The sequence below is a fragment of the Streptomyces sp. NPDC051776 genome, from assembly GCF_040681345.1.
Taxonomy (GTDB): Bacteria; Actinomycetota; Actinomycetes; order Streptomycetales; family Streptomycetaceae; genus Streptomyces.
In genome coordinates this window covers 157,058-183,543 of record NZ_JBFAYQ010000008.1, presented here as the reverse complement: position 1 = coordinate 183,543, position 26,486 = coordinate 157,058, and the positions used below count along the sequence as shown (strand labels likewise).

17 protein-coding genes are annotated in these 26,486 nt (G+C 70.5%); 12 read left to right on the top strand and 5 right to left on the bottom strand.

Annotated features, from left to right (window positions below; genetic code table 11):
* Positions 1-234: 234 nt before the first annotated feature.
* From AB0M26_RS09715 to AB0M26_RS09695, 5 genes are all read left to right on the top strand, one after another.
* Positions 235-642, top strand: a complete 408-nt coding sequence (locus tag AB0M26_RS09715; RefSeq protein ID WP_365257241.1) for an MmcQ/YjbR family DNA-binding protein — start codon at positions 235-237, stop codon at positions 640-642.
* A 265-nt stretch (positions 643-907) separates the two neighbouring features.
* The gene (locus AB0M26_RS09710; RefSeq protein WP_365257238.1) at positions 908-2,047 is read left to right on the top strand and encodes a CaiB/BaiF CoA-transferase family protein; all 1,140 of its coding nucleotides are present in this window, start codon (positions 908-910) and stop codon (positions 2,045-2,047) included.
* Positions 2,044-3,186: an acyl-CoA dehydrogenase family protein gene (locus tag AB0M26_RS09705; protein ID WP_365257235.1), complete on the top strand. Its 1,143-nt coding sequence runs from the start codon at positions 2,044-2,046 to the stop codon at positions 3,184-3,186. The genes AB0M26_RS09710 and AB0M26_RS09705 overlap by 4 nt, the downstream gene beginning before the upstream one ends.
* Before the next feature lie 46 nt (positions 3,187-3,232).
* Positions 3,233-4,447, top strand: coding sequence for an acetyl-CoA C-acetyltransferase (locus tag AB0M26_RS09700; RefSeq protein WP_365257232.1), 1,215 nt, complete (start codon positions 3,233-3,235; stop codon positions 4,445-4,447).
* Between the two features lie 53 nt (positions 4,448-4,500).
* Positions 4,501-6,675 carry a 3-hydroxyacyl-CoA dehydrogenase NAD-binding domain-containing protein gene (locus AB0M26_RS09695; protein WP_365257229.1) on the top strand — a complete coding sequence of 725 codons (2,175 nt, stop codon included), beginning with the start codon at positions 4,501-4,503 and terminating at the stop codon, positions 6,673-6,675.
* Positions 6,676-6,801: 126 nt separating this feature from the next.
* Here AB0M26_RS09695 and AB0M26_RS09690 read toward each other — a convergent pair whose 3' ends face one another.
* Complete coding sequence (locus tag AB0M26_RS09690) at positions 6,802-7,614, bottom strand: MerR family transcriptional regulator (RefSeq protein ID WP_365257227.1); 813 nt, start codon at positions 7,612-7,614, stop codon at positions 6,802-6,804.
* Between the two features lie 519 nt (positions 7,615-8,133).
* Between AB0M26_RS09690 and AB0M26_RS09685 the strand changes: the two genes are divergently transcribed.
* The gene (locus AB0M26_RS09685) at positions 8,134-10,572 is read left to right on the top strand and encodes a hypothetical protein (RefSeq protein ID WP_365257224.1); all 2,439 of its coding nucleotides are present in this window, start codon (positions 8,134-8,136) and stop codon (positions 10,570-10,572) included.
* Between the two features lie 93 nt (positions 10,573-10,665).
* Here AB0M26_RS09685 and AB0M26_RS09680 read toward each other — a convergent pair whose 3' ends face one another.
* On the bottom strand, positions 10,666-11,757 hold the full coding sequence (locus tag AB0M26_RS09680) for a hydroxyneurosporene dehydrogenase (protein ID WP_365257221.1): 1,092 nt from the start codon (positions 11,755-11,757) through the stop codon (positions 10,666-10,668).
* Between the two features lie 110 nt (positions 11,758-11,867).
* Between AB0M26_RS09680 and AB0M26_RS09675 the strand changes: the two genes are divergently transcribed.
* From AB0M26_RS09675 to AB0M26_RS09665, 3 genes are all read left to right on the top strand, one after another.
* Positions 11,868-12,302: a hypothetical protein gene (locus tag AB0M26_RS09675; RefSeq protein WP_365257218.1), complete on the top strand. Its 435-nt coding sequence runs from the start codon at positions 11,868-11,870 to the stop codon at positions 12,300-12,302.
* A complete protein-coding gene (locus AB0M26_RS09670) occupies positions 12,263-12,841 on the top strand; it encodes a helix-turn-helix domain-containing protein (protein ID WP_365257216.1) in 579 nt (192 codons plus the stop codon). Before AB0M26_RS09675 ends, AB0M26_RS09670 begins: the two co-directional genes overlap by 40 nt.
* 535 nt (positions 12,842-13,376) lie before the next feature.
* Entirely contained in the window at positions 13,377-14,204 is an 828-nt protein-coding gene (locus AB0M26_RS09665) for an oxygenase MpaB family protein (RefSeq protein ID WP_365257302.1), read from the top strand.
* 160 nt (positions 14,205-14,364) lie between these two features.
* On the opposite strand, the gene AB0M26_RS09660 is transcribed toward AB0M26_RS09665, so the two are convergent.
* The gene (locus AB0M26_RS09660; RefSeq protein WP_365257213.1) at positions 14,365-15,951 is read right to left on the bottom strand and encodes a M1 family metallopeptidase; all 1,587 of its coding nucleotides are present in this window, start codon (positions 15,949-15,951) and stop codon (positions 14,365-14,367) included.
* Positions 15,952-16,381: 430 nt separating this feature from the next.
* Here AB0M26_RS09660 and AB0M26_RS09655 point away from each other — a divergent pair, with 430 nt between their 5' ends.
* Positions 16,382-18,082, top strand: coding sequence for a BCCT family transporter (locus AB0M26_RS09655; protein ID WP_365257299.1), 1,701 nt, complete (start codon positions 16,382-16,384; stop codon positions 18,080-18,082).
* A gap of 121 nt (positions 18,083-18,203) precedes the next feature.
* On the opposite strand, the gene AB0M26_RS09650 is transcribed toward AB0M26_RS09655, so the two are convergent.
* Positions 18,204-19,163 (bottom strand): FAD-dependent oxidoreductase, encoded by a 960-nt coding sequence (locus tag AB0M26_RS09650; RefSeq protein ID WP_365257210.1) that lies wholly within the window; start codon positions 19,161-19,163, stop codon positions 18,204-18,206.
* A 355-nt stretch (positions 19,164-19,518) separates the two neighbouring features.
* Between AB0M26_RS09650 and AB0M26_RS09645 the strand changes: the two genes are divergently transcribed.
* Both AB0M26_RS09645 and AB0M26_RS09640 read left to right on the top strand, forming a co-directional pair.
* Positions 19,519-21,747, top strand: coding sequence for an NADP-dependent isocitrate dehydrogenase (locus tag AB0M26_RS09645; protein ID WP_365257208.1), 2,229 nt, complete (start codon positions 19,519-19,521; stop codon positions 21,745-21,747).
* Positions 21,748-21,937: 190 nt separating this feature from the next.
* Entirely contained in the window at positions 21,938-23,575 is a 1,638-nt protein-coding gene (locus AB0M26_RS09640; protein ID WP_365257205.1) for an ABC-F family ATP-binding cassette domain-containing protein, read from the top strand.
* 411 nt (positions 23,576-23,986) lie between these two features.
* Here the strand turns inward: AB0M26_RS09640 and AB0M26_RS09635 are convergent, their stop codons facing one another.
* Positions 23,987-26,380 carry a Tex family protein gene (locus AB0M26_RS09635; RefSeq protein ID WP_365257202.1) on the bottom strand — a complete coding sequence of 798 codons (2,394 nt, stop codon included), beginning with the start codon at positions 26,378-26,380 and terminating at the stop codon, positions 23,987-23,989.
* Between the last annotated feature and the right edge of the window lie 106 nt (positions 26,381-26,486).

Below are 26,486 nucleotides of genomic sequence, written 5' to 3'. Positions count from 1 at the left end.
CGGCCGTCCTGGTCTTGGGCGGTCCAGCCACCGGAGGTGGTGCCGGTGGAGCCGCTCACCGCGGTCTGTTCCTGCTCGTCGGGGGCGGCGTCCCGCACCGCCTTTACCGCGACTGGACCGTACGGCGGACGCCGACCGGCTCGTGCACGGACCGCTGTCGGTCTCCCCGGCTAGCGTGGACCGCGCAGGCCGGGGCGAGCCGGGCAGGGCGTACGGGGTGAAGCGAGGGAAGCGATGGCGGCGGCGAAGGACCAGGACCCCACGAAGGCTCTGAAGGGGCCGCTGAGGGTGCGGGGGCGCGTGCGCGCGTTCGCGCTGGGGCTGCCCGGGGCGGTCGAGGAGTTCCCCTGGGGCGAGAGCGTCATCAAGGTCAACAAGAAGGTGTTCGTCTTCCTCGGTGTCGACGACGGCAGTCATCCGCCGGGCGTGACCGTCAAGCTCAAGGACGCGGCGGTCCATGAACACGCGATGTCCTGTCCCGGCGCGGAGCCGGCGGGCTACGGCCTCGGCAAGGCCGGGTGGGTGAGCATCCCCCTCACCGAACCGGGCGCCCCCGCGGCGGACCTGCTGTGCGACTGGGTGGAGGAGAGCTACCGCGTCATCGCTCCCAAACGGCTGATCGCGGAGCTGGATGCGGACTGACGAAGTCCCGGCGCGAGGGCCCGCCGCCGTGAGGGGCGCGGGCGGCCGACGGGTCCGGTCCGTCCTGATTTCGCCGTACCGGCGAACGCGCGCGTGACGCGAGCCACACGGGCCGACTTCCCTGCTCACCGCGGGAGTTCGGGGCCAACGCGCCCTCCGGGCGGCCCATCCGTGTGTTTCACATTCGCCGGGGCTTGTGCGCGGTGGAACGTGTTCTTAGCATCACTGATGTTACATCAATAGTGTCAAAGCTCTTGGGGGCTTGATGGCAGCCGCAGGGAAAGGCCCGCTGACCGGTGTGCGGGTCGTCGAGCTGGCGGGAATCGGCCCCGGGCCGTTCGCCGCCATGCTCCTCGCCGACCTCGGCGCCGACGTCGTCCGCGTCGACCGCCCCGGCGGCGCCGGGCTCAACATCGACCCCGCCTACGACGTCACCAACCGCAACAAGCGCTCCGTCCTGCTGGACCTCAAGTCCCCCGAGGGCCCGGCGGCCGTTCTCGACCTCGCAGGGCGCGCCGACATCCTCATCGAGGGCTACCGCCCCGGCGTCGCCGAGCGCCTCGGTATCGGCCCCGACGAGTGCTTCGCGCGCAACCCCCGGCTCGTCTACGGGCGCATGACCGGCTGGGGCCAGGAGGGCCCGCTGGCGGACCGGGCCGGACACGACATCGCGTACATCGCCATCACCGGTGCCCTCGGCATGATCGGCCGGCCCGGGGAGCCGCCCGCGATCCCCGCCAACCTCCTCGGCGACTACGCCGGCGGCTCGCTCTACCTCGTCATCGGGGTCCTCGCCGCCCTCCAGCACGCGCGCACGGCGGGCCGCGGCCAGGTCGTCGACGCGGCGATCGTCGACGGGACCGCGCATCTGACCGCCATGATCCACGGCATGATGGCGGCCGGCGGCTGGCAGGACCGTCGCGGCACCAACCTCCTCGACGGCGGCTGCCCCTTCTACGGCACCTATGAGACGGCGGACGGCGGCCACATGGCCGTAGGCCCCCTGGAACAGCGGTTCTACGACGAGTTCGTACGGCTGCTCGGCATCGCCGACCAGGCGCCCGCCCGCAAGGATGTCGAGCGGTGGAGCGAGCTGCGCGCCACCGTGGCCGCCCGCTTCAAGCAGCGCACCCGCGCCGAGTGGACGGCCGTCTTCCAGGACTCGGACGCCTGCGTCGCTCCCGTCCTCTCCCTCCGGGAGGCCCCCGCCCACCCGCACCTCGCCGCGCGCGCCACCTTCACCGACCACGGCGGCATCACCCAGCCCTCGCCCGCCCCGCGCTTCTCCGTCACCCCCGGCGCCGTGATCCGGCCCCCCGCACAGCCGGGCGCGGACACCGCGGAGGTGGCCCGCGACTGGGACGTGCCGCGCCTTGCCGACCAGCCCCTCCAGGAGGACCGTTGAAGCGCCGGATCTTCACCCCAGAGCACGACGCGTTCCGCGAGACCGTGCGCACCTTCCTCGCCAAGGAGGTGCTGCCACACCATGCGCAGTGGGAGAAGGACGGCATCGTCGACCGCGCCGCCTGGCGCGCCGCCGGCCGTCAGGGGCTCCTCGGGATCGCGGTCCCCGAGGAGTACGGAGGCGGCGGGAACGACGACTTCCGCTATGCCGCGGTCATGCACGAGGAGTTCGCCCGTGCCGGTGCCTCCGGCCTTGCGATCGGCCTGCACAACGACATCATCGGCCCGTATTTGACCTCGCTCGCCACGGACGGGCAGAAGCGGCGCTGGCTGCCCGGCTTCTGCACCGGCGAGATCATCACCGCGATAGCCATGACCGAGCCGGGCGCGGGCTCCGACCTCCAGGGCATCCGTACGACGGCGGACGACCGCGGCGACCACTGGGTGCTGAACGGGTCCAAGACCTTCATCTCCAACGGCATCCTCGCCGACCTGGTGATCGTGGTGGCCAGGACGGCCCCCGAGGGCGGTGCGCACGGGCTCAGCCTCCTCGTCGTGGAGCGCGGCGCGGAAGGCTTCGAACGCGGCCGCAATCTCGACAAGATCGGGCAGAAGGCCCAGGACACCGCCGAGCTGTTCTTCAACGATGTGAAGGTGCCCAAGGAGAACCTCCTCGGCGAGCTGAACGGCGGCTTCGTCCATCTGATGACCAACCTCGCGCAGGAGCGCATGGCCATCGCCGTCGCCGGGGTCGCCGGAGCCGAGCACCTGCTGGAGATCACCACCGAATACGTCAAGGAGCGCGAGGCGTTCGGCCGCCCTCTCGCGCGGCTCCAGCACATCCGCTTCGAGATCGCCGAGATGGCCACCGAATGCGCGGTCGCCCGCACCTTCCTCGACCGGTGCATCGAGGACCACACCGGTGGCGAGCTCGACGCGGTGCACGCCTCGATGGCCAAGTGGTGGGCCACCGAGCTGCAGAAGCGGGTCGCCGACCGGTGCCTGCAACTCCACGGCGGGTACGGCTACATGGCTGAATACCCGGTCGCCCGGGCCTACACCGACGGCCGTATCCAGACGATCTACGGCGGCACCACCGAGATCATGAAGGAGATCATCGGCCGCTCCCTGCTCTCCTGACCCGCCCCCTGAGCCCCACCCGGCCCACCCTCGAAAGGCTGCTGACGTGAGCACCGAAGCGTTCGTGTACGACGCCATCCGCACCCCGCGCGGGCGCGGCAAGGCCAATGGCGCGCTGCACGGGACCAAGCCCATCGACCTCGTCGTCGGGCTCATCCATGAGATCCGCCGCCGCTTCCCCGGACTGGACCCGGCCGCCGTGGACGACGTCGTGCTCGGCGTCGTCAGCCCCCTGGGCGACCAGGGCTCCGTCATCGCCAAGACCGCCGCCATCGCGGCCGGACTCCCCGACACCGTCGCGGGCGTTCAGGAGAACCGCTTCTGTGCCTCGGGCCTGGAGGCCGTCAACATGGCGGCGGCCAAGGTCCGTTCCGGCTGGGAGGATCTGGTCCTGGCGGGCGGTGTCGAGTCGATGTCCCGCGTTCCGATGGGCTCCGACGGCGGCGCCTGGGCCATGGACCCCATGACCAGCTACGAGACCGGCTTCGTCCCGCAGGGCATCGGCGCCGACCTCATCGCCACCGTCGAGGGCTTCACCCGCCACGACGTGGACACCTTCGCCGCCCAGTCGCAGGAGCGCGCCGTCGAGGCGTGGAAGGACGGCCGCTTCGACCGGTCCGTCGTCCCCGTACTGGACCGCAGCGGGCTGGTCGTCCTCGACCGGGACGAGCACATCCGCCCCGGAACCACCGCGGACACCCTCGCCTCCCTCAAGCCCTCTTTCGCCACCATCGGCGACGCCGGCGGCTTCGACGCCGTGGCGCTGCAGAAGTACCACTGGGTGGAGAAGATCGACCACGTGCACCACGCGGGCAACTCCTCCGGAATCGTCGACGGCGCGGCTCTGGTGGCGATCGGCAACCGCGAGGTCGGCGAGCGCTACGGCCTGACGCCGCGCGCCCGGATCGTCTCGGCCGCCGTCTCCGGCGCCGACCCGACGATCATGCTCACCGGTCCCGCCCCGGCCTCCCGCAAGGCGCTGGCCAAGGCGGGCCTGAGCGCCGGCGACATCGACCTGGTCGAGATCAACGAGGCGTTCGCGGCCGTCGTGCTCCGCTTCGTCCGCGAGATGGGCTTCTCCATGGATCAGGTCAACGTCAACGGCGGCGCCATCGCGATGGGCCACCCGCTCGGTGCCACCGGGGCGATGATCCTCGGGACGGTCATCGACGAACTGGAGCGCCGCGACCAGCGGTACGGGCTGGTGACGCTCTGCGTGGGCGGCGGCATGGGAATCGCCACCGTCGTCGAACGCCTCTGACGCGCCGCCGAACTCCCGCCACGCCCACGCCGGAACACCACGGAGACTTCGACATGACCGAGAGCACCACCATCCGCTGGGAGCAGAGCGACGACGGCATCGTCACGCTCGTCCTCGACGACCCCGACCAGTCCGCCAACACCATGAACCGGGCCTTCAAGGCCTCCCTCACCGCGATCGCCGACCGCCTGGAGGCGGAGCGAGAGTCCGTCCGCGGTGTCATCGTCACCTCCGCCAAGAAGACCTTCTTCGCGGGCGGAGACCTCAAGGACATGAGCAAGCTCGGCCCCGAGCACGCGCAGCAGGTATTCGAGATGGGCATGGGCATCAAGCGCGACCTGCGGCGCATCGAAACCCTCGGCAAGCCCGTCGTCGCGGCCGTCAACGGCGCGGCCCTCGGCGGCGGTTTCGAGATCGCGCTCGCCTGCCACCACCGCGTCGCGCTCGACGCCCCCGGCTCCAAGATCGGCTGCCCCGAGGTCACCCTCGGCCTGCTGCCGGGCGGCGGCGGTGTCGTCCGTACCGTACGGCTGCTGGGCATCACCGACGCGCTGCTGAAGGTCCTGCTGCAGGGCAACCAGTACAACCCGCGCCGCGCCCAGGAGGCGGGGCTGGTCCACGAGGTCGCGACGACACCCGAGGACATGCTCGCCAAGGCGCGCGCTTTCATCGACAGCCACCCCGAGTCCGTGCAGCCGTGGGACGTCAAGGGCTACAAGATCCCCGGCGGGACCCCGTCCCACCCGAAGTTCGCGGCCAACCTGCCCGCCTTCCCGGCCAATCTGCGCAAGCAGACCGGCGGCGCCCCCTACCCGGCGCCGCGGAACATCCTCGCCGCGGCCGTCGAGGGCGCCCAGGTCGACTTCGAGACCGCTCAAGTCATCGAGTCCCGCTACTTCACCGAGCTGGTCACCGGCCGGATCGCCAAGAACATGATCCAGGCCTTCTTCTTCGACCTCCAGGCCGTCAACTCCGGGGCCAACCGCCCCTCCGGCTTCGAGCCGCGCACCGTCCGCAAGGTGGCGGTCCTCGGCGCGGGCATGATGGGCGCCGGCATCGCGTACTCCTGCGCCCGGGCCGGGATCGAGGTCGTCCTCAAGGACGTCTCGGCGGAGGCGGCCGGCACGGGCAAGGCGTACTCCGAGGGGCTGCTGGACAAGGCGCTCGCCAAGGGCCGTACGACGCAGGAGAAGCGGGACGAGGTGCTGGCCCGCATCACACCGACCGGCGATGTGCGGGACCTGGCCGGTTGCGACGCCGTGATCGAGGCCGTCTTCGAGGACCCGGCACTCAAGCACAAGGTCTTCCAGGAGATCGAGTCGGTCGTGGCGCCCGACGCGCTGCTGTGCTCCAACACCTCCACCCTCCCCATCACGCTGCTCTCCGAAGGGGTTCAGCGCAGCCAGGACTTCATCGGGCTGCACTTCTTCTCGCCGGTCGACAAGATGCCGCTGGTCGAGATCATCAAGGGGGAGAAGACGGGCGAGGAGGCGCTCGCCCGCGCCTTCGACCTGGTCCGCCAGATCAAGAAGACGCCGATCGTCGTCAACGACTCGCGCGGCTTCTTCACCTCGCGCGTCATCGGCCAGTTCATCAACGAGGGCGTGGCGATGGTCGGCGAGGGCATCGACCCGGCTTCCGTCGAACAGGCCGCGGCCCAGGCGGGCTACCCGGCCAAGGTCCTGTCCCTGATGGACGAGCTGACCCTCACCCTCCCGCGCAAGATCCGGAACGAGACGCGGCGCGCGGCCGAGGCGGCGGGCCACGAGTGGACCGCACACCCCGCCGACGAGGTCATCGACCGCATGGTCGACGAGTTCGGCCGCCCGGGCCGGAGCGGGGGAGCGGGCTTCTACGACTACTACCCGGACGGCAAGCGGGCCGGTCTGTGGCCGGGCCTGCGCGAGCACTTCACCAAGCGGGACGCCATCATCCCGTTCGAGGACGTGAAGGAGCGGATGCTGTTCTCCGAGGCGCTGGACACCGTCCGCTGCCTGGAGGAGGGCGTGCTGACCTCGGTCGCGGACGCCAACATCGGCTCCATCCTCGGGATCGGCTTCCCCGGCTGGACCGGCGGCGTCCTGCAGTACATCAACGGCTACGAGGGGGGGCTGCCCGGCTTCATCGCGCGCGCCCGTGAGTTGCAGGCGGCGTACGGCGACCGGTTCGCGCCGCCGGAGCTGCTGCTGGGCAAGGCGAAGCGGGGCGAGACGTTCACGGACGCGTGATGACTGACGCGTGAAGCCTGACGCGTGAAGCCTGACGCGTGACGGCTGATCACCGGCACCGGATCTGCCGGTGCCGCCGGGCCGGCCCGCATCCGATGCGGGTCCGGCCCGTGGCGCGTCCGGGGGTTACGCCGTGCCCTCGCCGCGTCTGTTCCGCCCGTTCCGCCGGTCCCGCCCGTTCCGCCCGTCGTCGCCGAGCCAGGTCCCCAGCTCCGCCTTCATCGACCGCTGGAACGCCGTGACCAGCGCCTGCACGACCAGTGGCTGCATATGGGCGGACAGCGACTTCGTACGCGCCAGACGCTCGGGTTCCGTTTCGTCGCCGGCGGGGGAGTCCCAGACCTCCTCGCGGAAGAGCCTGCTCAGTTCGCGGGCGGCAGAGCGGGTGTGCTCGACCACCACGGTCCGCGCCGCGAGCATCGCCTCAAGGGAGATCGGTACGTCCAGCAGCCGCGCACCGAGGTGCAGCAGCCCCGGATCGATCCGCAGCACGTCCGGTTCCCCGGTCCGTACGAGTACGCCCATCGCGGCGAGCCGGTCGAGGTCCGTTTCCGACAACTCCCGTCCCACGCGCCGCTCGAGCTGCTCACGCGTCGCCTCCTCGGCGCTGTCCGGCACCCAGGACGCCACCAGCGCGCGGTGGATGGCGAGGTCCTGCGCGGTCAGGTCCGGTGGGAGACGGCTCAGATAGCGTTCGATCGCCGCCAGGGTCATGCCGTGGCTCTGCAACTCCTCGATGAGGGCGAGCCGGGAGAGGTGCTCCTCGCCGTAGCGGCCGACCCGGCGAGGGCCTATCGCGGGCGGGGGCAGCAGCCCGCGGGTGCTGTAGAAGCGGACCGTGCGGACCGTGACCCCGGCCCGCGCGGCCAGTTCGTCGACGGTGAGGGCGGGTTCGTTTTCCGTGGACGCCTCGGCCTCCGGAGTCGTCTGCTGGGTCATCGGCTGCGCCCCTCCTGTCCGTGCGCCGTTCCGGTTCAACAGTATTGCTGTCTCACCAGTCCTGTGAAACGCCTGGGACGGAACGCGTGCGGCGCTGTGCGGGAGGTGTGACTGTTAGCAATAGTTGGTGGATGTTCGCGTTGGTTGGCGAACTGACGATAGGGAACAGCCAACTCGCGCAGAGTTACGGGGGCAACCGTGGCGAGCCGTGCCAGCTGTCGGCGGCGTCGTTGCTGGCTGGCGCCGGCACGTCCACTGCATTGGTCGGAGAGGCATGCCCGGGTTCAACGTGCGGCCCTCGGGCTGGGGTGGGCGATGGCCTGACAGGCGCGGTGGACGGGGACCGTATGGGAGGACGGCTTTGCCTCGCCAGTCGAGGAGGCCCGCCGCCGTAGAGGACGAAGTGGGCGGTTCGGCTGTTGGGGTGGGAAACCGAACGGGGCCATGACAGGGACGAGCCGGACGGCGTTAAGGAGAGGAAGAGTTGGTCTGGTTCACGTTGACGCAAGGAGGCTCGGAGTGCGGGCACGCATGATCGCAACCGCCACGATGGTGGTTCTGGCCATGGGCGGCTGGGTAGCACTGGGCTCCGGGACGGCAATCGCGGAAAGCGGCCCCGACGGTACGAAAGCGAGGGCGACCGGGGGGTCCTCGACAGAAGGGGACGTCTTCCAGCAGAACAATGCGCAGTCCTCTCGGCAGAACAACAACTGCAACAACCCCAACACTGAGGACGAGACGGTGACGCTCACCGGCGGCCGGGCAACCGGCCGGTGTGTAACCACCGACGGCTCTCTCACCGCGTTCTCCCGCATCCACAACGGCCCCGCCGACGCCGAAGGCGGCTCCTCGGCGACCGCGAGCCTCATCCAGCAGAACACCGCCCAGCGCGGCAGGCAGAACAACAACTGCAACAACCCCAACGAATCGACCATCGACGTGGATGGCGGCCGGGTAGAAGGCCGCTGCGCGGACCAGGACTTCTCCCTCAGCAAGCACACCCACATCAAGGGCGGCGGCGCCCGAGTCGAAGGCGGCTCCGCGACCTCGAGCGCAAGTCTGACCCAGCAGAACATCGCGCAGGAGGGCCGGCAGAACAACAACTGCAACAACCCCAACGGTGAGTCGACCCTCACGGTGACGGGAGGCCGGGCGGGGGCTCGATGCGGGAACAAGGACGGATCGCTCAGCAAGCACACCCACATCAAGGGCGGCGGTGCCCGAGCGGAAGGCGGCTCCAGCACAAGCGACGCCGTGAACCAGCAGAATGTGGCGCAGGAGGGGCGGCAGAACAACAACTGCAGCAACCCCAACCGTACTGACATCACGGTGGACCCGGGGCGGTTGGAGGACCGCTGCACGCAGAAGGACTTCTCCCTGAGCAAGCACACCCGTATCAAGGGCGGCGGTGCCCGAGCGGAAGGCGGCTCCAGCACCAGCGGCGACGTGAACCAGCAGAATGTCGCACAGGAAGGTCGGCAGAACAACAACTGCAACAGTCCAAACGAAAACACCGACATCAGCCTGACGGGGGGCCGGGTCGAGGGCCGCTGCGGGCAGCAGGACCTGTCCTTCAGCAAGCACACGCACATCAAGGGCGGCGGCGCCCGAGTCGAAGGCGGCTCCAGCACCGGCGGCACAGTGAGGCAGCAGAACACCGCGCAGGAGGGCCGGCAGAACAACAACTGCAACACCGACAACGACGCGAGCATCACCGTGTCCGGAGGCCGGTACACGGTGCGTTGCGGGAACAAGGACCACTCGCTCAGCAAGCACACCCACATCAAGGGCGGTGGCGCCCGAGTCGAAGGCGGCTCCAGCACCGGCGGCGAGGTGGAGCAACAGGACGTGGCGCAGGAAGGCCGGCAGAACAACAACTGCGCCAACCCCAACGAGGCGGGCATCACTGTGACCGGGGGCCGTGAGACGAGCCGTTGCGGGAACAAGGACCACTCGTTCAGCAAGCAGACTCGTATCGAGGGCGGCGGAGCTCGAGTCGAAGGCGGCTCCAGCACCGGCGAAGATGTCGAACAGCAGAACGTGGCGCAGGAGGGCCGGCAGAACAACAACTGCGCCAACCCCAACTTTCCCCTCACTACCCTGGGGCCTGGCCGTGAGACGAGCCGTTGCGGGAACAAGGACGCCTCGTTCAGCAAGCACACCCACATCAAGGGCGGCGGCGCCCGAGTCGAAGGCGGCTCCAGCACGACGACCGACGTGATCCAGCGGAACATCGCGCAGGAAGGCCGGCAGAACAACAACTGCCACAACAGCAACGAGGGAAACAGTGGCACCTTCACCGTGACCGGGGGCCGGGCGGAAGGCCGTTGCGGGAACAAGGACGCCTCGTTCAGCAAGCACACCCACATCAAGGGCGGTGGCGCCCGAGCCGAAGGCGGCTCCAGCATCGGTGGCGACCTGGTCGCGCAGAACATCGCCCAGGAAGGCCGGCAGAACAACAACTGCAACAGCCGCAACAACGACGCGGACATCACGGTGACCGGGGGCCGGGTGGAAGCGCGTTGCGGGAACAAGGATTTCTCCCTCAACCAAAAGACCTTCATCAAGGGCGGCGGCGCCCGAGCCGAAGGCGGCTCCAGCACCGGCGGCACCGTGTTCCAGCAGAACACCGCGCAGCAAGGCGGCCAGGACAACACCTGCAACAACTCCAACCTCCCCGACGAGACCATCGACTTGAGCAGCAGCCGGTCCACGGTGGGTTGTAAGACGGTGGACGGCTCCGCCAACCTCTACACTGCGGACATCGGCGGGGGAGCCACGGCAGAAGGCGGCTCCAGCGCCATGGACCTCTTCCAGCAGAACACCGCCCAAGAAGGTCGGCAGAGCAACAGCTGCGCCAACCCCAACAACCTCACACTCACCACCACCAACAGCCGCACACAAACCAAATGCGCGGCCATCGACCGCTCCACCAACATCCGCTCGGTCTACCGGTAAACCAGACCCAGCAACACCCCCTCACTCATCCCTCCCGAGGTGGTGGTTGAGCGTCCCGGGACCCGGGTCACCGGGACCCGGGACGCCGAGCCGTCAGGCCTGGTGGCCGACCAGCGGCATGCGGTCCCCCTGCACCGTCTCGCCGCTGCCCTTCCCCGGGCGGGGGCCGAAGTACAGCAACTCCCAGAGCGTGCGGCCCCGTACGACCTCGGTCCGGCCGTCGCGCGTGTCCTCCACGGTGACGTCGCCGCGGAAGCGGTGGTACGCCCCCGCGTTGCCGAAGTCGAGCATGAAGGAGTCCTCGCGGTGGTCGAACGTCACCTCGTAGGACGCCCCGTCGGCCTCGGTGCCGTACCGGAGCCGCTTCGCGACCGGTACGCCGCTCTCGGGATTGGCGACGATGTCCTCGGCCGAGAAGGTCAAACTCTCCTCACCCACCGCGGAGGCCAGGATCCGGCCGGACTCGGCGACCAGGAAGGCATGCATCCGCTTCTTGCCGTAGATCTCGTCGCTGACGAACATCAGGGTGACCACGGTGTGATCACCGACGCAGGCCCGGCCCCAGTACCAGTGGTCGAGAACCTTGCGCGGCGCGACATTGCCCCAGTTGTGGTCGTGGTAGCCGACGCCCGTCAGTTGCCGGGTGCGGCCCTCGCGGACGAGGGTCACCTGCGCCGCGGCCCGTGCGCACACCGGCAGCCAGGCGATGTACCGGTCCTCCCGCTCTCCGAAGAACAGATGCCCCGTCTCGGGCCGCCAAGGCGGGACTTCGGGGATGAGGGTGATGTCCGCGGAGAAGTCCGGGAATTCGACGTGGACGGAGTAGCCGTCCTCGACGCTGCCGCGGAAGGTGCCGGCCCCGATCGTCACGTCGCAGCCCTCCGTGGACGCGGTGAACGCGTCGGGCGCCTCCGTGCACGTCCTGTCGATCCTGGTGCCGTCGGGGAGGGTAAGCGACGCGAGGACGAACGGGGTCAGTGGTGACTTCGGGGACACGAACGGCGGCTTGGTGTGGAACTCGACCGTCAGCGTCGAGCCGTCCTCGAGGTGCGCGTCGCAGTACCACCACTCGAAGGTCCCGTCCGCCGCGTCCGTGCGAAGGCCGTCCTCCCAGGGCTGGATCACCCCCGGGGTGATGCCCAGTCGCTCGTAGTGCTCGGGCCGGGTGCCGATCACCGCGTGCATACGACGCCTCCTTCTGCTGTCCCCGTCATGAGTGCCTCGGTGAGATGCATGGCGGACACCGTAGGAAGCCGGGTGTCGGCGATCGCGACATCCGGCGTAGCGTTCACGACATGAAAGTCGGAGTGATCGCCCTGCCCGGTTGCTGGGACTCCGGACTCACCACGGTCCTGGACGTCCTGCGCACCGCCGACGCGGCCCGTCGGCATGTGGACCGGGACATTCCAGGTGTATCGGTCCGTACGGTCACCGCGGACGGAGAACCCGTACCGACGGCCGGCGGACTGCTCGTCCCCTCCGGTCTCGCGCTCGGCGACGACGCGGGCCAGGCGGAGCTGGATGTGCTGGTGATCCCCGCCATGGCCGCCAACAGCCCGGCCGGCATCGTCGACGCGCTCGCGCGCGAGGAGGTGCAGCGGCTGCGCGGGGTGCGCTGCGCGCCTGGTCGTTCGACGGCCGGGAACTGGCGGCCGCCTGTACGGGCACGTTCATCCTGGCGGAGGCCGGGTTGCTGGACGACCGGCAGGCCACCACGAGCTGGTGGCTGAGCGACCTCTTCCGGCGGCGCTATCCGAAGGTCGGGCTGGACATGTCCCGGATGGTCGTCCGCGACGGGGCGGTCGCCACGGCCGGAGCCGCCTTCGCCCACATCGATCTCGCCATGAGCCTGGTCTCCCGGGTCAGCCCGCAACTGGCCGAGTTCACCGCGGCGACGCTCCTCATCGACGAGCGCCCGGCGCGCAGCGTGGAGGCGGCGGCGGGCTATCTCTCCACGGCGGACGGGCTGGTGACCGCGTTCGAGGCGTGGATCCGCGCCAACGCCGGTCGTGACATCGGCGTCGCGGACGCGGCCGCCGCCATCGGTACGACGCGGCGCACGCTGGAGCGCCATGTCCGCGACCACTTGGGCCTGTCCCCGTACGCCCTCATCCGGCGGCTGCGCGCCGAGCGCGCGAACCATCTGCGCCGGACGACCGGCCTCAGCCTGGACCGCATCGCCCCCATGGTCGGCTACCGCAGCGCCGCCACGCTGCGGGCGGCGCTCAAGGCGGAGGCCGCGCGCACGGACGTGGACTCCGGGGCCTGAGCGCACTCGGGGTGCCTTCGCACGGTGACTCGGGGCGGGGCTTCGGGGCTTCTTCCGGTCCTTCGCGGATCCGGTCCTTCGCGGATCCGGTCCTTCGCGGATCCGGTCCTTCGCGGATCCGGTTCTTCGCGGAGCGTCAACTGCCGCTCTGCGCGGCAGAGTCGGCGGGACCGGAGCCTGCGCGGGGGCCGACGAGGGTGTGTCATCACTGTCGGCCGTCCGCTCCGAGTCCCGTACGGAGGCGAGTGCGGTCACGATGCTCTGCGTCCACGACAGCCGGGCCTGTTCGCGCTCCACGGGATCGTCGCAGGCCGGGTAGCCGAAGGCACCCTGCCCCGCCCAGGCATCACCCAGGTACGGAGGCCGCCCGTCGGCCCCGCCCCGCCCCGCGGCCCGTGCGCCCGCGATGGGAGGCGGCCGCCCGTCAGCCGCGGCCCGCGTACCCGCGAGGGATGATGGAAGGGTGACGACCGCACACCAGGCGGCGGACCGGGGACACCGGGACGGGGGACCCCAGCCGCCTCCCGTCGGCGGGATGCTGTGGAGCCTCGCCGGGGAGGTGCGGGCCGTGCTCGCCCTGCCCGCCGCGCTGACCATGCAGGTCGCCCACCCCGCTGTCGGCGCGGGCGTGGACGATCACTCCGTCTTCCGCACCGACCCCTGGGGCCGTGCCGAGCGATCGGTCGCCTCGACACAGCTCTGGGTGTACGGCGGTGAGGCCGCGGCCGAGGAGGGCAGGCGGCTGCGGAAGCTGCATGAGCCGATCCGGGGCACCGACGCCCACGGCCGCGCCTACCGCGCGCTCGCCCTCGCCACGTACACATGGGTGCACGCCACCGGCTTCCCCGTGTACCGGCACGCCCAGCACGTGATGGGCCGCCGCCCGTTCACCCCAGCCGAGGAGCGGCAGCTCTACGCCGAATGGCTGCGGGTGGGCCGGGTGCTGGGCATCGATGACCGCGACATGCCGCAGACGCCGGAGGAGTTCTGGCCGTACTACCGCGGTGTGCTGGCACGCGAGCTGGAGCGGACCGTGGTCGTACGGGAGTTGGTGGCCACCGACGTGTACGTGCCGCCGCCTCCGCGCGGACCGCGGTGGCTGCGAACGCTCCTGCGGTGGGCGTGGCCGGCGCTGCTGCCCCCGCTGCTGCGGGTGCGGCGCTTCCTGACCGTCGGCCTCATGCCGCCGGACGCGCGCCGCGCCATCGGCCTGGAGTGGAGCGCGAGCGACGAGCGCCGACTGCGGTGGTTCGGGCGGGTCGTACGGGTCGTGGTGCCGGTGCTCCCCGAGCGGCTGCGATACCTGCCGTACGCGCGCGACGCCCGCCGCCGCGCCGGGAACGGCCGAAGGGCCGGGGCGTAGCGGGGTCCGGAGGCGCCGGGAGTGACTCGCGCCGCCGACCACCACGACCTGCACCCGCGTGGTTCGTCCATCCGCCGCGGCCGGGCCCGCGGGCCGGGGCGGATGGACCGGCGCGCGACGAGCCGGGGGCCCCGTGGCCCCTCAGCCGTCCGCCATGCCGCTACTCCGCGCCCGGCCGGTCTTCCCGGCCCCCGCTGTCGCCGCGACCGGGGCCGTGGTCGTGCGCATGGACGGAATTCGTCGCGGCGATCTTCTTCCACGACCTCGGCTGCTCGGGCGCGCTCTCGACGGGCTCGCCCCGCTCACCGGGCCGTGCACCGACGTTCGCCTCGGCGGCGGCCGGGGCGTCCGGCTTCGACGGCGTGAACAGCCAAGTCTCGAAGAGGTCCGCGAGCGGCTTGCCCGAGACCTTCTCGGCGTACCGGACGAAGTCCCGCACCGACGCGTTGCCGTAGGCGTACTCCTGCGTCCAGCCCTTGAGGATCGCGAAGAAGGCCTCTTCGCCGACCTCGTTCCGCAACGCCTGCAGCGTCATCGCGCCCCGGTCGTACACCGCGATGTGGAACTGGTTCTCCGGCCCCGGGTCGCCCGGCAGGACCTTCCAGAACGGGTCGTCGGCCGGATGCGAGGCGTACACATAGTCGGCCAGCTCCTGGGCCGTGCCCTCGCCCTCCTTTTCCGACCACAGCCACTGCGCGTAGCGGGCGAATCCCTCGTTGATCCAGATGTCGTTCCAGCCCTTGACCGAGACGCTGTCGCCGTACCACTGGTGGGCCAGTTCGTGGACGACCACCGAGACGTTCGTTCCCGACGCGAACTGCCTCGGGCTGTAGAACGGACGGGTCTGGGTCTCCAGTGCGTAGCCCGTGGGCACGTTCGGGACGTAACCGCCCAGCGCGTTGAAGGGGTACGGGCCGAAGACCCCGGTCAGCCACTCGGTGACCTCGACGCTCCGCTCCACGCTGGCCCGCGCCGCGCCCGCGTTGCCGCCCAGGTCCTTGCTGTACGCGTTGAGCACGGGCAGGCCGTCGGCGGTCTTGTCCGTGGTGATGTCGAACTTCCCGACGGCCAGGGTGGCGAGGTAGGTGGCCTGCGGCTTGTCGGAGCGCCAGTTGGTGCGCGTCCAGCCCAGTTTCGAACTCTCCGACAACAGAACGCCGTTGCTGATCGCCTGAGTGCCGTCGGGGACGGAGACGGAGATGTCGTAGGTGGCTTTGTCCAGCGGGTGGTCGTTGCTCGGGAACCACCACCAGGCGGCCTCGGGCTCGCTCGCGATGACCCCGCCGTCCGGCGTCCGCAGCCAGGCCGAGAAGCCGCCGACCTTCACCTCCGAGGGCGTGCCCGCATAGCGGACGACGACGCTGATCTCACGGCCCTTCTCCAGCGGCGCGGAGGGGGTGATCTCCAGTTCGTGCGCGCCCGACCGGCGGAACTCGGCCTTCTTCCCGTTCACCCGCACTTCGCTCACGTCCAGCGCGAAGTCGAGGTTGAAGCGGGAGAGATCCTGCTGGGTGGTGGCGATCAGGGTCGCGGTTCCCTCGAGGCGGTCGGTCTTCGGCTGGTACTTCAGGCGCAGGTCGTAGTGCGAGACGTCGTACCCGCCGTTGCCGTTCTCGGGGTAGTACGGGTCGCCGATTCCCGGGGCGCCGGGCGTGCCCGCCTGGGGGGCGGCTGTTGCCGTGGCGGCCGGGATCGCCAGCAGGACGCAGGCAGTCAGCGCGCTCGGGGCAAGGAGTCTGCGGTGCACGGTCAGTCCTCCAACTGGTCGGGGAGAAGGATCAGTCGTGACCCTATTCGGACATCTGTCGCACCGTCACGAGCCCCGCTGTGATGTCACAAGATCGCCATGTTGATGCCATCGTGGCGGAGCGCACGGCGCTTCCCGGCGCCACGACCCGCAGCAGCCCGCTTCGCGGGCGCGGCCCGCCGGAGCACCGGGGACCGTCCGCCCTCGTGCTCGAGCGGTCGGGGCGTCGTGCGCAATCGCCGCGGGGCGCCGGGGCGCGCCCTCGTGCCGGAGTGGTCCGGGGACCGTGCTGGAGCCGCAATTCGCTGCATGACGCCGGAATGAGAACGCGACCACGTGGTAAGGCGTACGGGCGATATGAATTCAGCCAGGAAAGGGTCGTGACGTGCCGGACAGAGAACATGACACGCATGACGGGGCAGCCGAGGTAGTGGTCAGACATCTACCCGGAAGTCCGCACGAGACCCGCCGCCCGCAGACCGACAAAGTGGTCTTCGGCGTCACGGCGCTGGCCACTCTGGTCTTCGTCGTCTGGGGCGCCCTGTTCACGGACGCGCTGGAATCCGCGTCCGGCTCGATGCTCGACTCCTTGATTCACAACGCCGGCTGGGCCTTCGTACTGGCCGCGTCAGGTTTCGTGGTCTTCGCGCTGTGGTTGGCGATCAGCCGCTACGGACGGATCACCCTCGGCGCAGAGGGCGAGGCGCCGGAATTCCGGACCGTTTCCTGGGTCGCGATGATGTTCAGCGCCGGTATGGGCATCGGCCTGATGTTCTACGGCGTGAGCGAGCCGCTCTCCCACTTCAAGGAGCCGCCGCCCGGCACCGATCCGGCCGACGCGGCCGAGGCCATGGAGACCGCCATGGCCACCACGCTCTTCCACTGGACGCTCCACCCGTGGGCCATCTACGCCGTCGTCGGTCTCGCCATCGCCTACAGCACTTTCCGGCGGGGCAGGCGGCAGTTGATCAGCTCCGTCTTCGAGCCTCTGCTCGGCAAAAGGCACGCGAACGGCTGGGGCGGCCAGGTCATCGACATCCTGGCGATCTTCGCGACCCTCTTCGGCTCCGCAGCGTCCCTGGGCCTCGGCACACTCCAGATCAGCAGCGGCATCCAGGAACTCGAGTGGATGGGCGACGTCGGCACGGGCCTCCTCGTCGCCATCATCGCGGTTCTGACCGTCGCATTCGTGGCCTCCGCCGTGTCCGGTGTCGCCAAGGGCATCCAGTGGCTGTCCAACATCAACATGGTGCTGGCCCTGATCCTGGCGGTCTTCGTGTTCGTCGCCGGTCCCACGATCGTCATCCTCGACCTGCTGCCCACCTCCGTCGGTGCCTACCTCGGCGACCTGCCGCAGCTCGCGGGCCGTACGGAGGCGTCGAGCGGCAAGGGCGTGGCGGACTGGCTCTCCAGCTGGACGGTCTTCTACTGGGCGTGGTGGATCTCGTGGACGCCGTTCGTCGGCATGTTCATCGCCCGCATCAGCCGCGGCCGTACGATCCGGCAGTTCGTCGGGGGCGTGATCCTCGTGCCCAGCAGCGTCAGCCTGCTGTGGTTCGCGGTCTTCGGCGGCTCGGCGATGTCGCTGCAGGACCACGGCCGCCTCGGCAACGAGTCGACGCCCGAGGGGCAGCTCTTCGCCGTCCTGCAGGAGTACCCGCTCGCCACGGTGATGAGCCTGCTCGTGATGCTCCTCGTCGCGATCTTCTTCGTCTCCGGCGCGGACGCGGCGTCCATCGTGATGGGAACGCTGTCCCAGCGCGGCTCCATCGAACCGACCAAGCCCGTGGTCATCTTCTGGGGTGTGCTCACGGGAGCGGTCGCGGCCGTGATGCTGCTGATCGGAGGCGGCGCGGGCGATGCGCTCACCGGCTTGCAGAATCTGACGATCCTGGTCGCGGCACCGTTCACCCTCGTCATGGTCGGTCTGTGCTGGTCGCTGATGCGCGACTTGCGCCGGGACCCGTTGATCGTGCGCGGGCAGAGGGGCGAGGAGGCCGTCGAGGGCGCGGTCATCGCGGGACACGAGAAGTTCGGCGGCGACTTCGAACTCCGCATCGGACCCTCGACGAACGGAGGTACGGGCGCCCAGGCGCCATCGCCATCGGACATCGACGCTCCGAAGAGCTGACGCGTTGTCCGGGGGCCTGCCCCGGGCGGGCCGAGGTGCATCTGAAGTACGGGACGACGGGCTGTCCGGAGCGCCGCTGAACCTGGAGGCACTGAGCCGCGGAGCCCGTCCTGCTCCGCGCCTATCCGCCCCCGGCCACCAGCCGCGCCGCCTCCTCCGCGCACCCCCACGACACCGTGACGCCCCCGCCTCCGTGCCCGTAGTTGTGCACGCACAGCGAGCCGCCCGGCAGCCGCTCCGGCTCGATCCGCACACTGGGCCGATACGGCCTGAGCCCCACGCGGTGTTCCAGGACGCGGGCCGTCGCCAGCTCCGGGTGAACGGGGGAGCAGCGGCGGACGATCGCCGCGGCCGTCGCCGGATCGGGGGTCGTGTCCCAGACGCCCTCGCGGGCCGTGCCGCCCAGCGCCAGGCCGTACGGCTGCGGCAGTACATACGTCGTCTCTTCGGCGCTGTCCCCGGCCGCCACGAACCACGCGTCGATCCCGGGGTTCTCCACGATCACGATCTGGCCCTGCACGGGGCGCACGTCCGAGTCCGGCACGAGCCAGCGGGCACCCAGACCGGTGCAGTTGACGACGACGGGGGCGGCCCGGCCCGCCTCGTCGAGCGAGGCCGCCTCGCGCTGTTCCAGCACACCGCCGGCGGCAGCCAACCGGCGTTCCAGATACGCCAGATGGGTCCGCATGTCGACCAGCGGCACGCGCGCCCGGACCCCGGAACCGTGTCCGCCGGGCAGCTCCTCGGGACGGGCCGCGCGCAGCCCCGGGACGCCTTCGGCCCAGGTGCCCAGGTCCACGGCACGGGTGCCGGCCATCGTGCCGGTGACCAGCCGCGCCCCGGTCTCCTCGGGCCGTTCCGCCAGGCCGGTCAGCACCTGGAAGGAGCGCAGGGACCACGCGGCGGCGCGCTCCTCGGGCTGTACGCGGTAGGGCCAGCACAGCCCGCCCGCCACAGCGGACGTCGTGCTCGCGTACGGGTCACGGCTCCACACGGTCACACGCCGGGCGCTCTCGGCGAGGGTGACCGCGGTGGTCAGCCCGATCACTCCGCCGCCGACGACGATCACTTCACTGTCCATGGCGGGACGCTATCCGCTGCCCGTCGCGGCATGCGACGGCGGACGGCCGCGGCGCGGGTGCCGGTGCCGGTGCCGGTGCCGGTGCCCGGGGGAGGGTGCGACCACTACGCCGGGAAGCGGGCCACGAGGGCCGGTCATCCCTCCGCTCACGGCCCTCATTCCGCTCTTCGCAGGGTTCGCGACGACGGTCAACCTGACCGGCAACGGCTTGTGCATGCCTTCCGCACAGCACATATCCGCAGGTGACAGCGGTGCCGCGGCATCGGGCGGCGCGAGGCGGGGGGCAGTGTCGGGGAGGGGTGAGGACGGGATATCTTGATATCGAGACGATGGAGAAACGTGAAGCGGAGTATCGGTGACTGACTCGACGATCATCTACACGCACACTGACGAGGCCCCGGCCCTGGCCACGTACTCGTTCCTGCCTGTGATCCGGGCGTACGCCTCAACCGCCGGCGTCAGCGTCGAGAGCCGCGACATCTCCCTGGCGGGGCGGATCATCGCGAGCTTCCCCGAGCGGCTCGAGGAGAGCCGGCGGATCGACGACGCGCTCGCCGAGCTGGGCGAGCTCGCCAGGACGCCGGGCGCCAACATCATCAAGCTGCCCAACATCTCGGCCTCGATCCCCCAGCTCAAGGCCGCGATCGCCGAGTTGCAGCAGCAGGGCTACGCGCTCCCGGACTACCCGGACGACCCGAGGTCCGACGAGGAGCGCGACATCCGCGCCCGCTACGACAAGGTCAAGGGCAGCGCCGTCAACCCGGTCCTGCGCGAGGGCAACTCCGACCGCCGCGCCCCCGCCTCGGTCAAGAACTACGCCAAGGCCCACCCGCACCGCATGGGCGCCTGGACGCCCGACTCCAGGACCAACGTCGCACACATGACGGGCGACGACTTCCGCTCCACCGAGAAGTCCGTGGTCGTTCCCGAGGACGGCTCGCTGCGCATCGAGCTTGCCGGTGACGACGGCACCACGACCGTGCTGCGCGAGTCGGTGCCGGTGCGCGCAGGTGAGGTCGTGGACGCCTCCGTGATGCGTGTGGCGGTGCTGCGCGAGTTCCTCACCGAGCAGGTGGCGCGCGCCAAGGCCGAGGGCGTGCTGTTCTCCGTGCACCTCAAGGCCACGATGATGAAGGTCTCCGACCCGATCATCTTCGGCCATGTCGTACGGGCCTTCTTCCCGGAGACCTTTGCCGAGCACGGCGAGACCCTCGCCAAGGCGGGCCTGACCCCGAACGACGGTCTGGGCGGCATCCTCAAGGGCCTGGAGTCCGTACCGGGCGGCGCAAAGATCAAGGAATCGTTCGAGGCCGAGCTGGCCGAGGGCCCGGAGCTGGCGATGGTCGACTCCGACCGCGGCATCACCAATCTGCACGTGCCGAGCGACGTGATCGTGGACGCCTCCATGCCCGCCATGATCCGTACCTCCGGCCACATGTGGGGCCCGGACGGCAACGAGGCCGACACCCTCGCCGTCATCCCCGACAGCAGCTACGCCGGCATCTACCAGGTCGTCATCGACGACTGCCGCGCCAACGGCGCCTTCGATCCGTCCACGATGGGCTCGGTGCCCAACGTCGGCCTGATGGCGCAGAAGGCCGAGGAGTACGGCAGCCACGACAAGACCTTCGAGATCCAGCACACCGGCACGGTGCGTGTCCTCGACGCCAAGGGCGACGTCGTCCTCGAGCAGACGGTCAGCGCGGGCGACATCTTCCGCATGTGCCAGACCAAGGACGCGCCGATCAAGGACTGGGTCAAGCTCGCAGTGACCCGTGCCCGCGCGACCGGCGACCCGGCCGTGTTCTGGCTGGACGAGGGCCGGGCGCACGACGCCAACCTCATCGCCAAGGTGAAGCAGTACCTCTCCGAGCACGACACCGAGGGCCTGCGGATCGAGATCATGCGGCCGGTCGACGCCATCGCCTTCTCCCTGGAGCGGATCCGCCGCGGCGAGAACACGATCTCCGTCACCGGCAACGTGCTGCGCGACTACCTGACCGACCTCTTCCCGATCCTGGAGCTGGGCACCAGCGCCAAGATGCTCTCCGTCGTACCGCTGATGAACGGCGGCGGCCTGTTCGAGACGGGCGCCGGCGGCTCCGCGCCGAAGCACGTCCAGCAACTCGTCAAGGAGAACTACCTGCGCTGGGACAGCCTGGGAGAATTCCTGGCGCTCGCGGTCAGCTTCGAGCACCTCGCGCAGACGACGGACAACGCGCGCGCCCAGATCCTGGCCGACACCCTGGACCGTGCGACGGCGACCTTCCTCAACGAGAACAAGTCGCCGAGCCGCAAGCTGGGCGGCATCGACAACCGCGGCAGCCACTTCTACCTCGCTTTGTACTGGGCGCAGGAGCTGGCCGAGCAGACCGACGACACGCAGCTCGCCGAGGCGTTCAGGGCCCTGGCCGAGACGCTGACCCAGCAGGAGCAGGCGATCGTCGACGAACTGCTCGCCGTGCAGGGCTCCCCGGTCGACATCGGCGGCTACTACCAGCCGTCGCCGTCCAAGGCGGAGGCCGTCATGCGCCCGTCGAAGATCCTCAACGAGGCGCTGGCGACGCTCGGCCGACGCGGCTGACACGGCTGACGCGGCTGACGGACGTCGGCGCCGTCCGACGTACACGTCTCGCGGAACGAGGGAGGTCCCTCGGGCCCGCTCCACCGCCCGGCGGTGGGGCGAAGGTCCGGGGGGCCTTCTCACCTGCGCCCCGCCCGGCCACCGGACGCACACCCGACCCCCGGGCCGCGCCGCTAGGATCGGCCGTCTGATGACTGCCACCCTCGTCGCCAAAGACCTCACCGCGGGTCACGGCGAACGCCCCCTCTTCTCCGGCCTCGACCTGGTCGTCGCCCCCGGCGATGCGATCGGCCTCGTCGGTGTCAACGGCGCGGGCAAGTCCACCCTGCTGCGCATGCTCGCCGGCCTCGACGCACCCGAACGCGGTTCCCTGCAGCTCAGCCCGCCCGCAGCCGCCGTAGGCCACCTGCCGCAGGAGCCGGAGCGGCGGCCGGGGGAGAGCGTGCGGGAGTTCCTCGCCCGCCGTACGGGCGTGGCTGCGGCCCAGCACGCCCTCGACGAGGCCACCCAGGCGCTCGCCGACGGGTTGCCCGGAGCCGACGACGCGTACGCAGGCGGCCTCGAACGCTGGCTCGCCCTCGGCGGCGCCGACTTGGAGGAGCGGGCCGAGGAGACCGCCGAGAGCCTCGGCCTCGCCGTGGGACTCGACCGGCCCATGACGACCCTCTCCGGTGGCCAGGCCGCCCGAGCCGGCCTGGCCTCACTCCTCCTCAGCCGCTACGACGTCTTCCTCCTCGACGAGCCGACCAACGACCTGGACCTGGACGGTCTTGAGCGCCTGGAGGCGTTCGTGACGGGCCTGCGCGCAGGGACCGTTGTGGTCAGCCACGACCGCGAATTCCTCACCCGGACCGTGACGAATGTTCTCGAACTCGACCTGCACCAGCAGCAGGTGAACCTCTACGGCGGCGGCTACGCGGCCTATCTGGAGGAGCGCGAGGTGGCCCGGCGCCACGCCCGCCAGGAGTACGAGGAGTACGCCGACACACGTGCAGGCCTGGAGGCGCGCGCCAGGATGCAGCGCAACTGGATGGCCAAAGGCGTGAAGAACGCGCGCCGCAAGGCGGGCGACAACGACAAGCTCGGCCGTAGGTTCCGCTCGGACGCGAGTGAGAAGCAGGCGGCCAAGGCCCGCCAAACGGAGCGGATGATCGAACGGCTCGATGTCGTCGAGGAACCGCGCAAGGAGTGGGAACTGCGGATGGAGATCGCGGCCGCCCCGCGGTCCGGCGCCGTCGTGGCGACGCTCACCGGGGCGGAGGCGAAGCGCGGCTCGTTCGCCTTCGGACCCGTGGATCTGCAGATCGACTGGGCCGACCGCGTGGCGATCACCGGCGCCAACGGCTCCGGCAAGTCCACGCTTCTCGCGGCCCTGCTCGGGCGCCTGCCCCTGGACGCCGGGCGCGCGGCGCTCGGCCCGGGTGTGGTCGTGGGCGAAGTCGACCAGGCCCGCGGCCTGTTCTTCGGCAACGAGCCCCTGATGGACGCTTTCGGCGCGGCCGCACCGGATATGAGCCCGGCGGACGTCCGTACGCTGCTGGCCAAGTTCGGCCTCAAGGCGGCGCACGTACTGCGGCCCGCGTCAACCCTCTCACCGGGTGAACGCACGCGCGCGGCCCTGGCGTTGCTCCAGGGCCGCGGCGTGAACCTCCTGGTGCTGGACGAGCCCACGAACCACCTCGACCTGGCGGCCATCGAACAGCTCGAATCGGCTCTCTCCTCGTACGAGGGGACCCTGCTCCTGGTGACCCACGACCGGCGCATGCTGAGCGCCGTCCGCCTGACGCGCCGCGTGGAGGTCGCGGAGGGACGCGTGACGGTGCTCTGAACTCCCGTGCCTGACGGGGCTGTTGCCTCGGAGCGGGTCGGCCCTGCGACCGCCCGGGCCGGACGTCACACGGCGGCGTCGGCAGGCCTCGTGAGCAGCCGCTGCGCCAGGTAGCGCTGGAGCTGCTCCTCAGCGGCCAACTCGGCGGCCGGCGCACCGGGTTGTCGGCCTGCATCGCAGAAGGGCGCCGGTGAAGCGCCGGTTCGGGAGGCGACGGGGAGTGGCGGATGAGCGGAACCGCGATACGAAGCGGCCACCCATGGCCGTCACGTACCTGAGGCAGCCGACGGCGAACCCGGGACGTCGAGCGCGTCGCACCAGCATCGCGAAATGTTGGCCAGCATCGCGGAGTGTCGCGCCAGGGGCGGAGAAAGACGTCGGCGGCGGGGACGAATCCCCGCCGCCCGCGCCTCAGTTGCCGTTCGGGCCGAGCAGACCCGCTCGCCGCAGCGCGTCCGCCATCGCTCCGTTGGCCGGCGCGCCGCCGCGGTTGCCGCCCTGGCGCTGCTGCGGCGCGCCCCGCCGCGGCCGGTCCTGACGGCGGTCCTGGCCGCCGTCGCCGCGGCCGCCGCCGCCCTGACGGCCTTCCCCGCGGCCGCCGCCCTGCCTGCCGCCGCCGGAGGGCGACTCGTCGTCCAGGCGCAGGGTCAGCGAGATCCGCTTGCGCGGGATGTCCACGTCCAGGATCTTCACGCGCACGATGTCGCCCGGCTTCACCACGTCCCGCGGGTCCTTCACGAATGTCCTCGACATCGCCGAGACGTGCACCAGACCGTCCTGGTGGACTCCGATGTCCACGAAGGCCCCGAACGCGGCGACGTTGGTGACGACACCCTCCAGGATCATCCCCGCCGAGAGGTCGCCGATCTTCTCGACGCCCTCCTTGAAGGTGGCCGTCTTGAAGGCCGGCCGCGGGTCGCGCCCCGGCTTCTCCAACTCCTTGAGGATGTCGGTGACCGTGGGAAGTCCGAAGGAGTCGTCGACGAAGGCATCCGGCTTCAGCCCGCGCAGCACCGACGTGTTGCCGACGAGCGTCTTCACGTCACCGCCCGTCGTGCTCGCGATCCGCCGCACCACCGGGTACGCCTCCGGGTGCACGCTGGAGGCGTCCAGCGGGTCGTCGCCGCCGCGGATACGGAGGAAGCCCGCGCACTGCTCGTACGCCTTCGGGCCCAGTCGCGCCACATCCTTGAGCTGCTTGCGCGCGCGGAAGGCGCCGTTGGCGTCGCGGTGGGCCACGATGTTCTCGGCCAGGCCCGCACCGATGCCGGAGACGCGCGCGAGCAGCGGCGCGGAGGCGGTGTTGACGTCGACGCCGACGCCGTTCACGCAGTCCTCGACCACCGCGTCCAGCGAGCGGGACAGCTTCACCTCGGACAGGTCGTGCTGGTACTGGCCCACGCCGATCGACTTGGGATCGATCTTGACCAGTTCGGCCAGCGGGTCCTGCAGGCGGCGAGCGATCGACACGGCCCCGCGCAGCGACACGTCCAGGTCCGGCAGCTCCTGGGAGGCGAAGGCCGACGCCGAGTACACCGAGGCCCCGGCCTCGGAGACCATCACCTTGGTGAGCTTCAACTCCGGCTGCCGGGCGATGAGATCGGCCGCCAGCTTGTCCGTCTCACGGGATGCGGTGCCGTTGCCGATGGCGATCAGCTCGACGCGGTGCTCCTGCGCCAGCTTCGCGAGCCTGGCCAGCGACTCGTCCCACTTCTGCTGCGGTACGTGCGGATAGATGGTGTCGGTGGCGGCCACCTTGCCCGTCGCGTCCACGACCGCGACCTTCACGCCGGTACGGAAGCCCGGGTCCAGGCCCATCGTGGCGCGCGTGCCGGCGGGTGCGGCGAGCAGCAGATCGCGCAGGTTCGCCGCGAAGACCCGTACGGCCTCGTCCTCGGCGGCCTGCCGCAGGCGCAGCCGCAGGTCGATCCCGAGGTGGACGAGAACGCGGGTGCGCCACGCCCAGCGGACGGTGTCGGCGAGCCAGGTGTCGGCGGGCCGGCCGCGGTCGGCGATGCCGAAGCGCGCTGCGATGGCCTGCTCGTAGGAGGTGCGGCCGTCCTCCGGTTCGTCACCCGGCCCGGCGTGCTCCAACGCGAGGTCGAGGATCTCCTCCTTCTCGCCGCGGAACATTGCCAGCACGCGGTGCGAGGGCAGTTCCGTGAACGGCTCGGCGAAGTCGAAGTAGTCGGCGAACTTCGCGCCCGCCTCCTCCTTGCCGTCCCGGACCTTCGCGGCCAGCCGCCCGCGCTCCCACATCCGCTCGCGCAACTCGCCGATCAGGTCGGCGTCCTCGCCGAACCGCTCGGTCAGGATGGCGCGGGCGCCGTCCAGCGCCGTCTGCGCATCCGCGACTCCCTTGTCGTCGTCGACGAACGCGGCCGCGGCCGCGAGCGGCTCCACCGACGGGTCGGAAAGGAGCCCGTCGGCGAGCGGTTCGAGGCCCGCCTCGCGCGCGATCTGCGCCTTCGTACGGCGCTTGGGCTTGAAGGGGAGGTAGATGTCCTCCAGACGGGCCTTGGAGTCCGCGGCCCGGATGCGGGCCTCCAACTCCTCGTCGAGCTTGCCCTGGGACTTGACCGACTCGAGGATCGCGGTGCGCCGCTCCTCGAGCTCGCGCAGATAGCGCAGCCGCTCCTCGACCGACCGCAGTTGGGAGTCGTCGAGCATCTCGGTGGCTTCCTTGCGGTAGCGCGCGATGAACGGCACGGTCGAACCGCCGTCGAGCAGCTCGACGGCCGCCTTCACCTGCCGCTCCCGTACGCCGAGTTCCTCGGCGATCCTGCCCTCAATCGACGTCGTCACGATCCCGTTCCGCCTTGTCGTTGCCACTGGTGCCTGCATTGTGGCAGGTGGCACCGTCATGAGCGGAAACAGGCGTGGCGGCGTGGCCCGCGCACGGGGCGTGCGG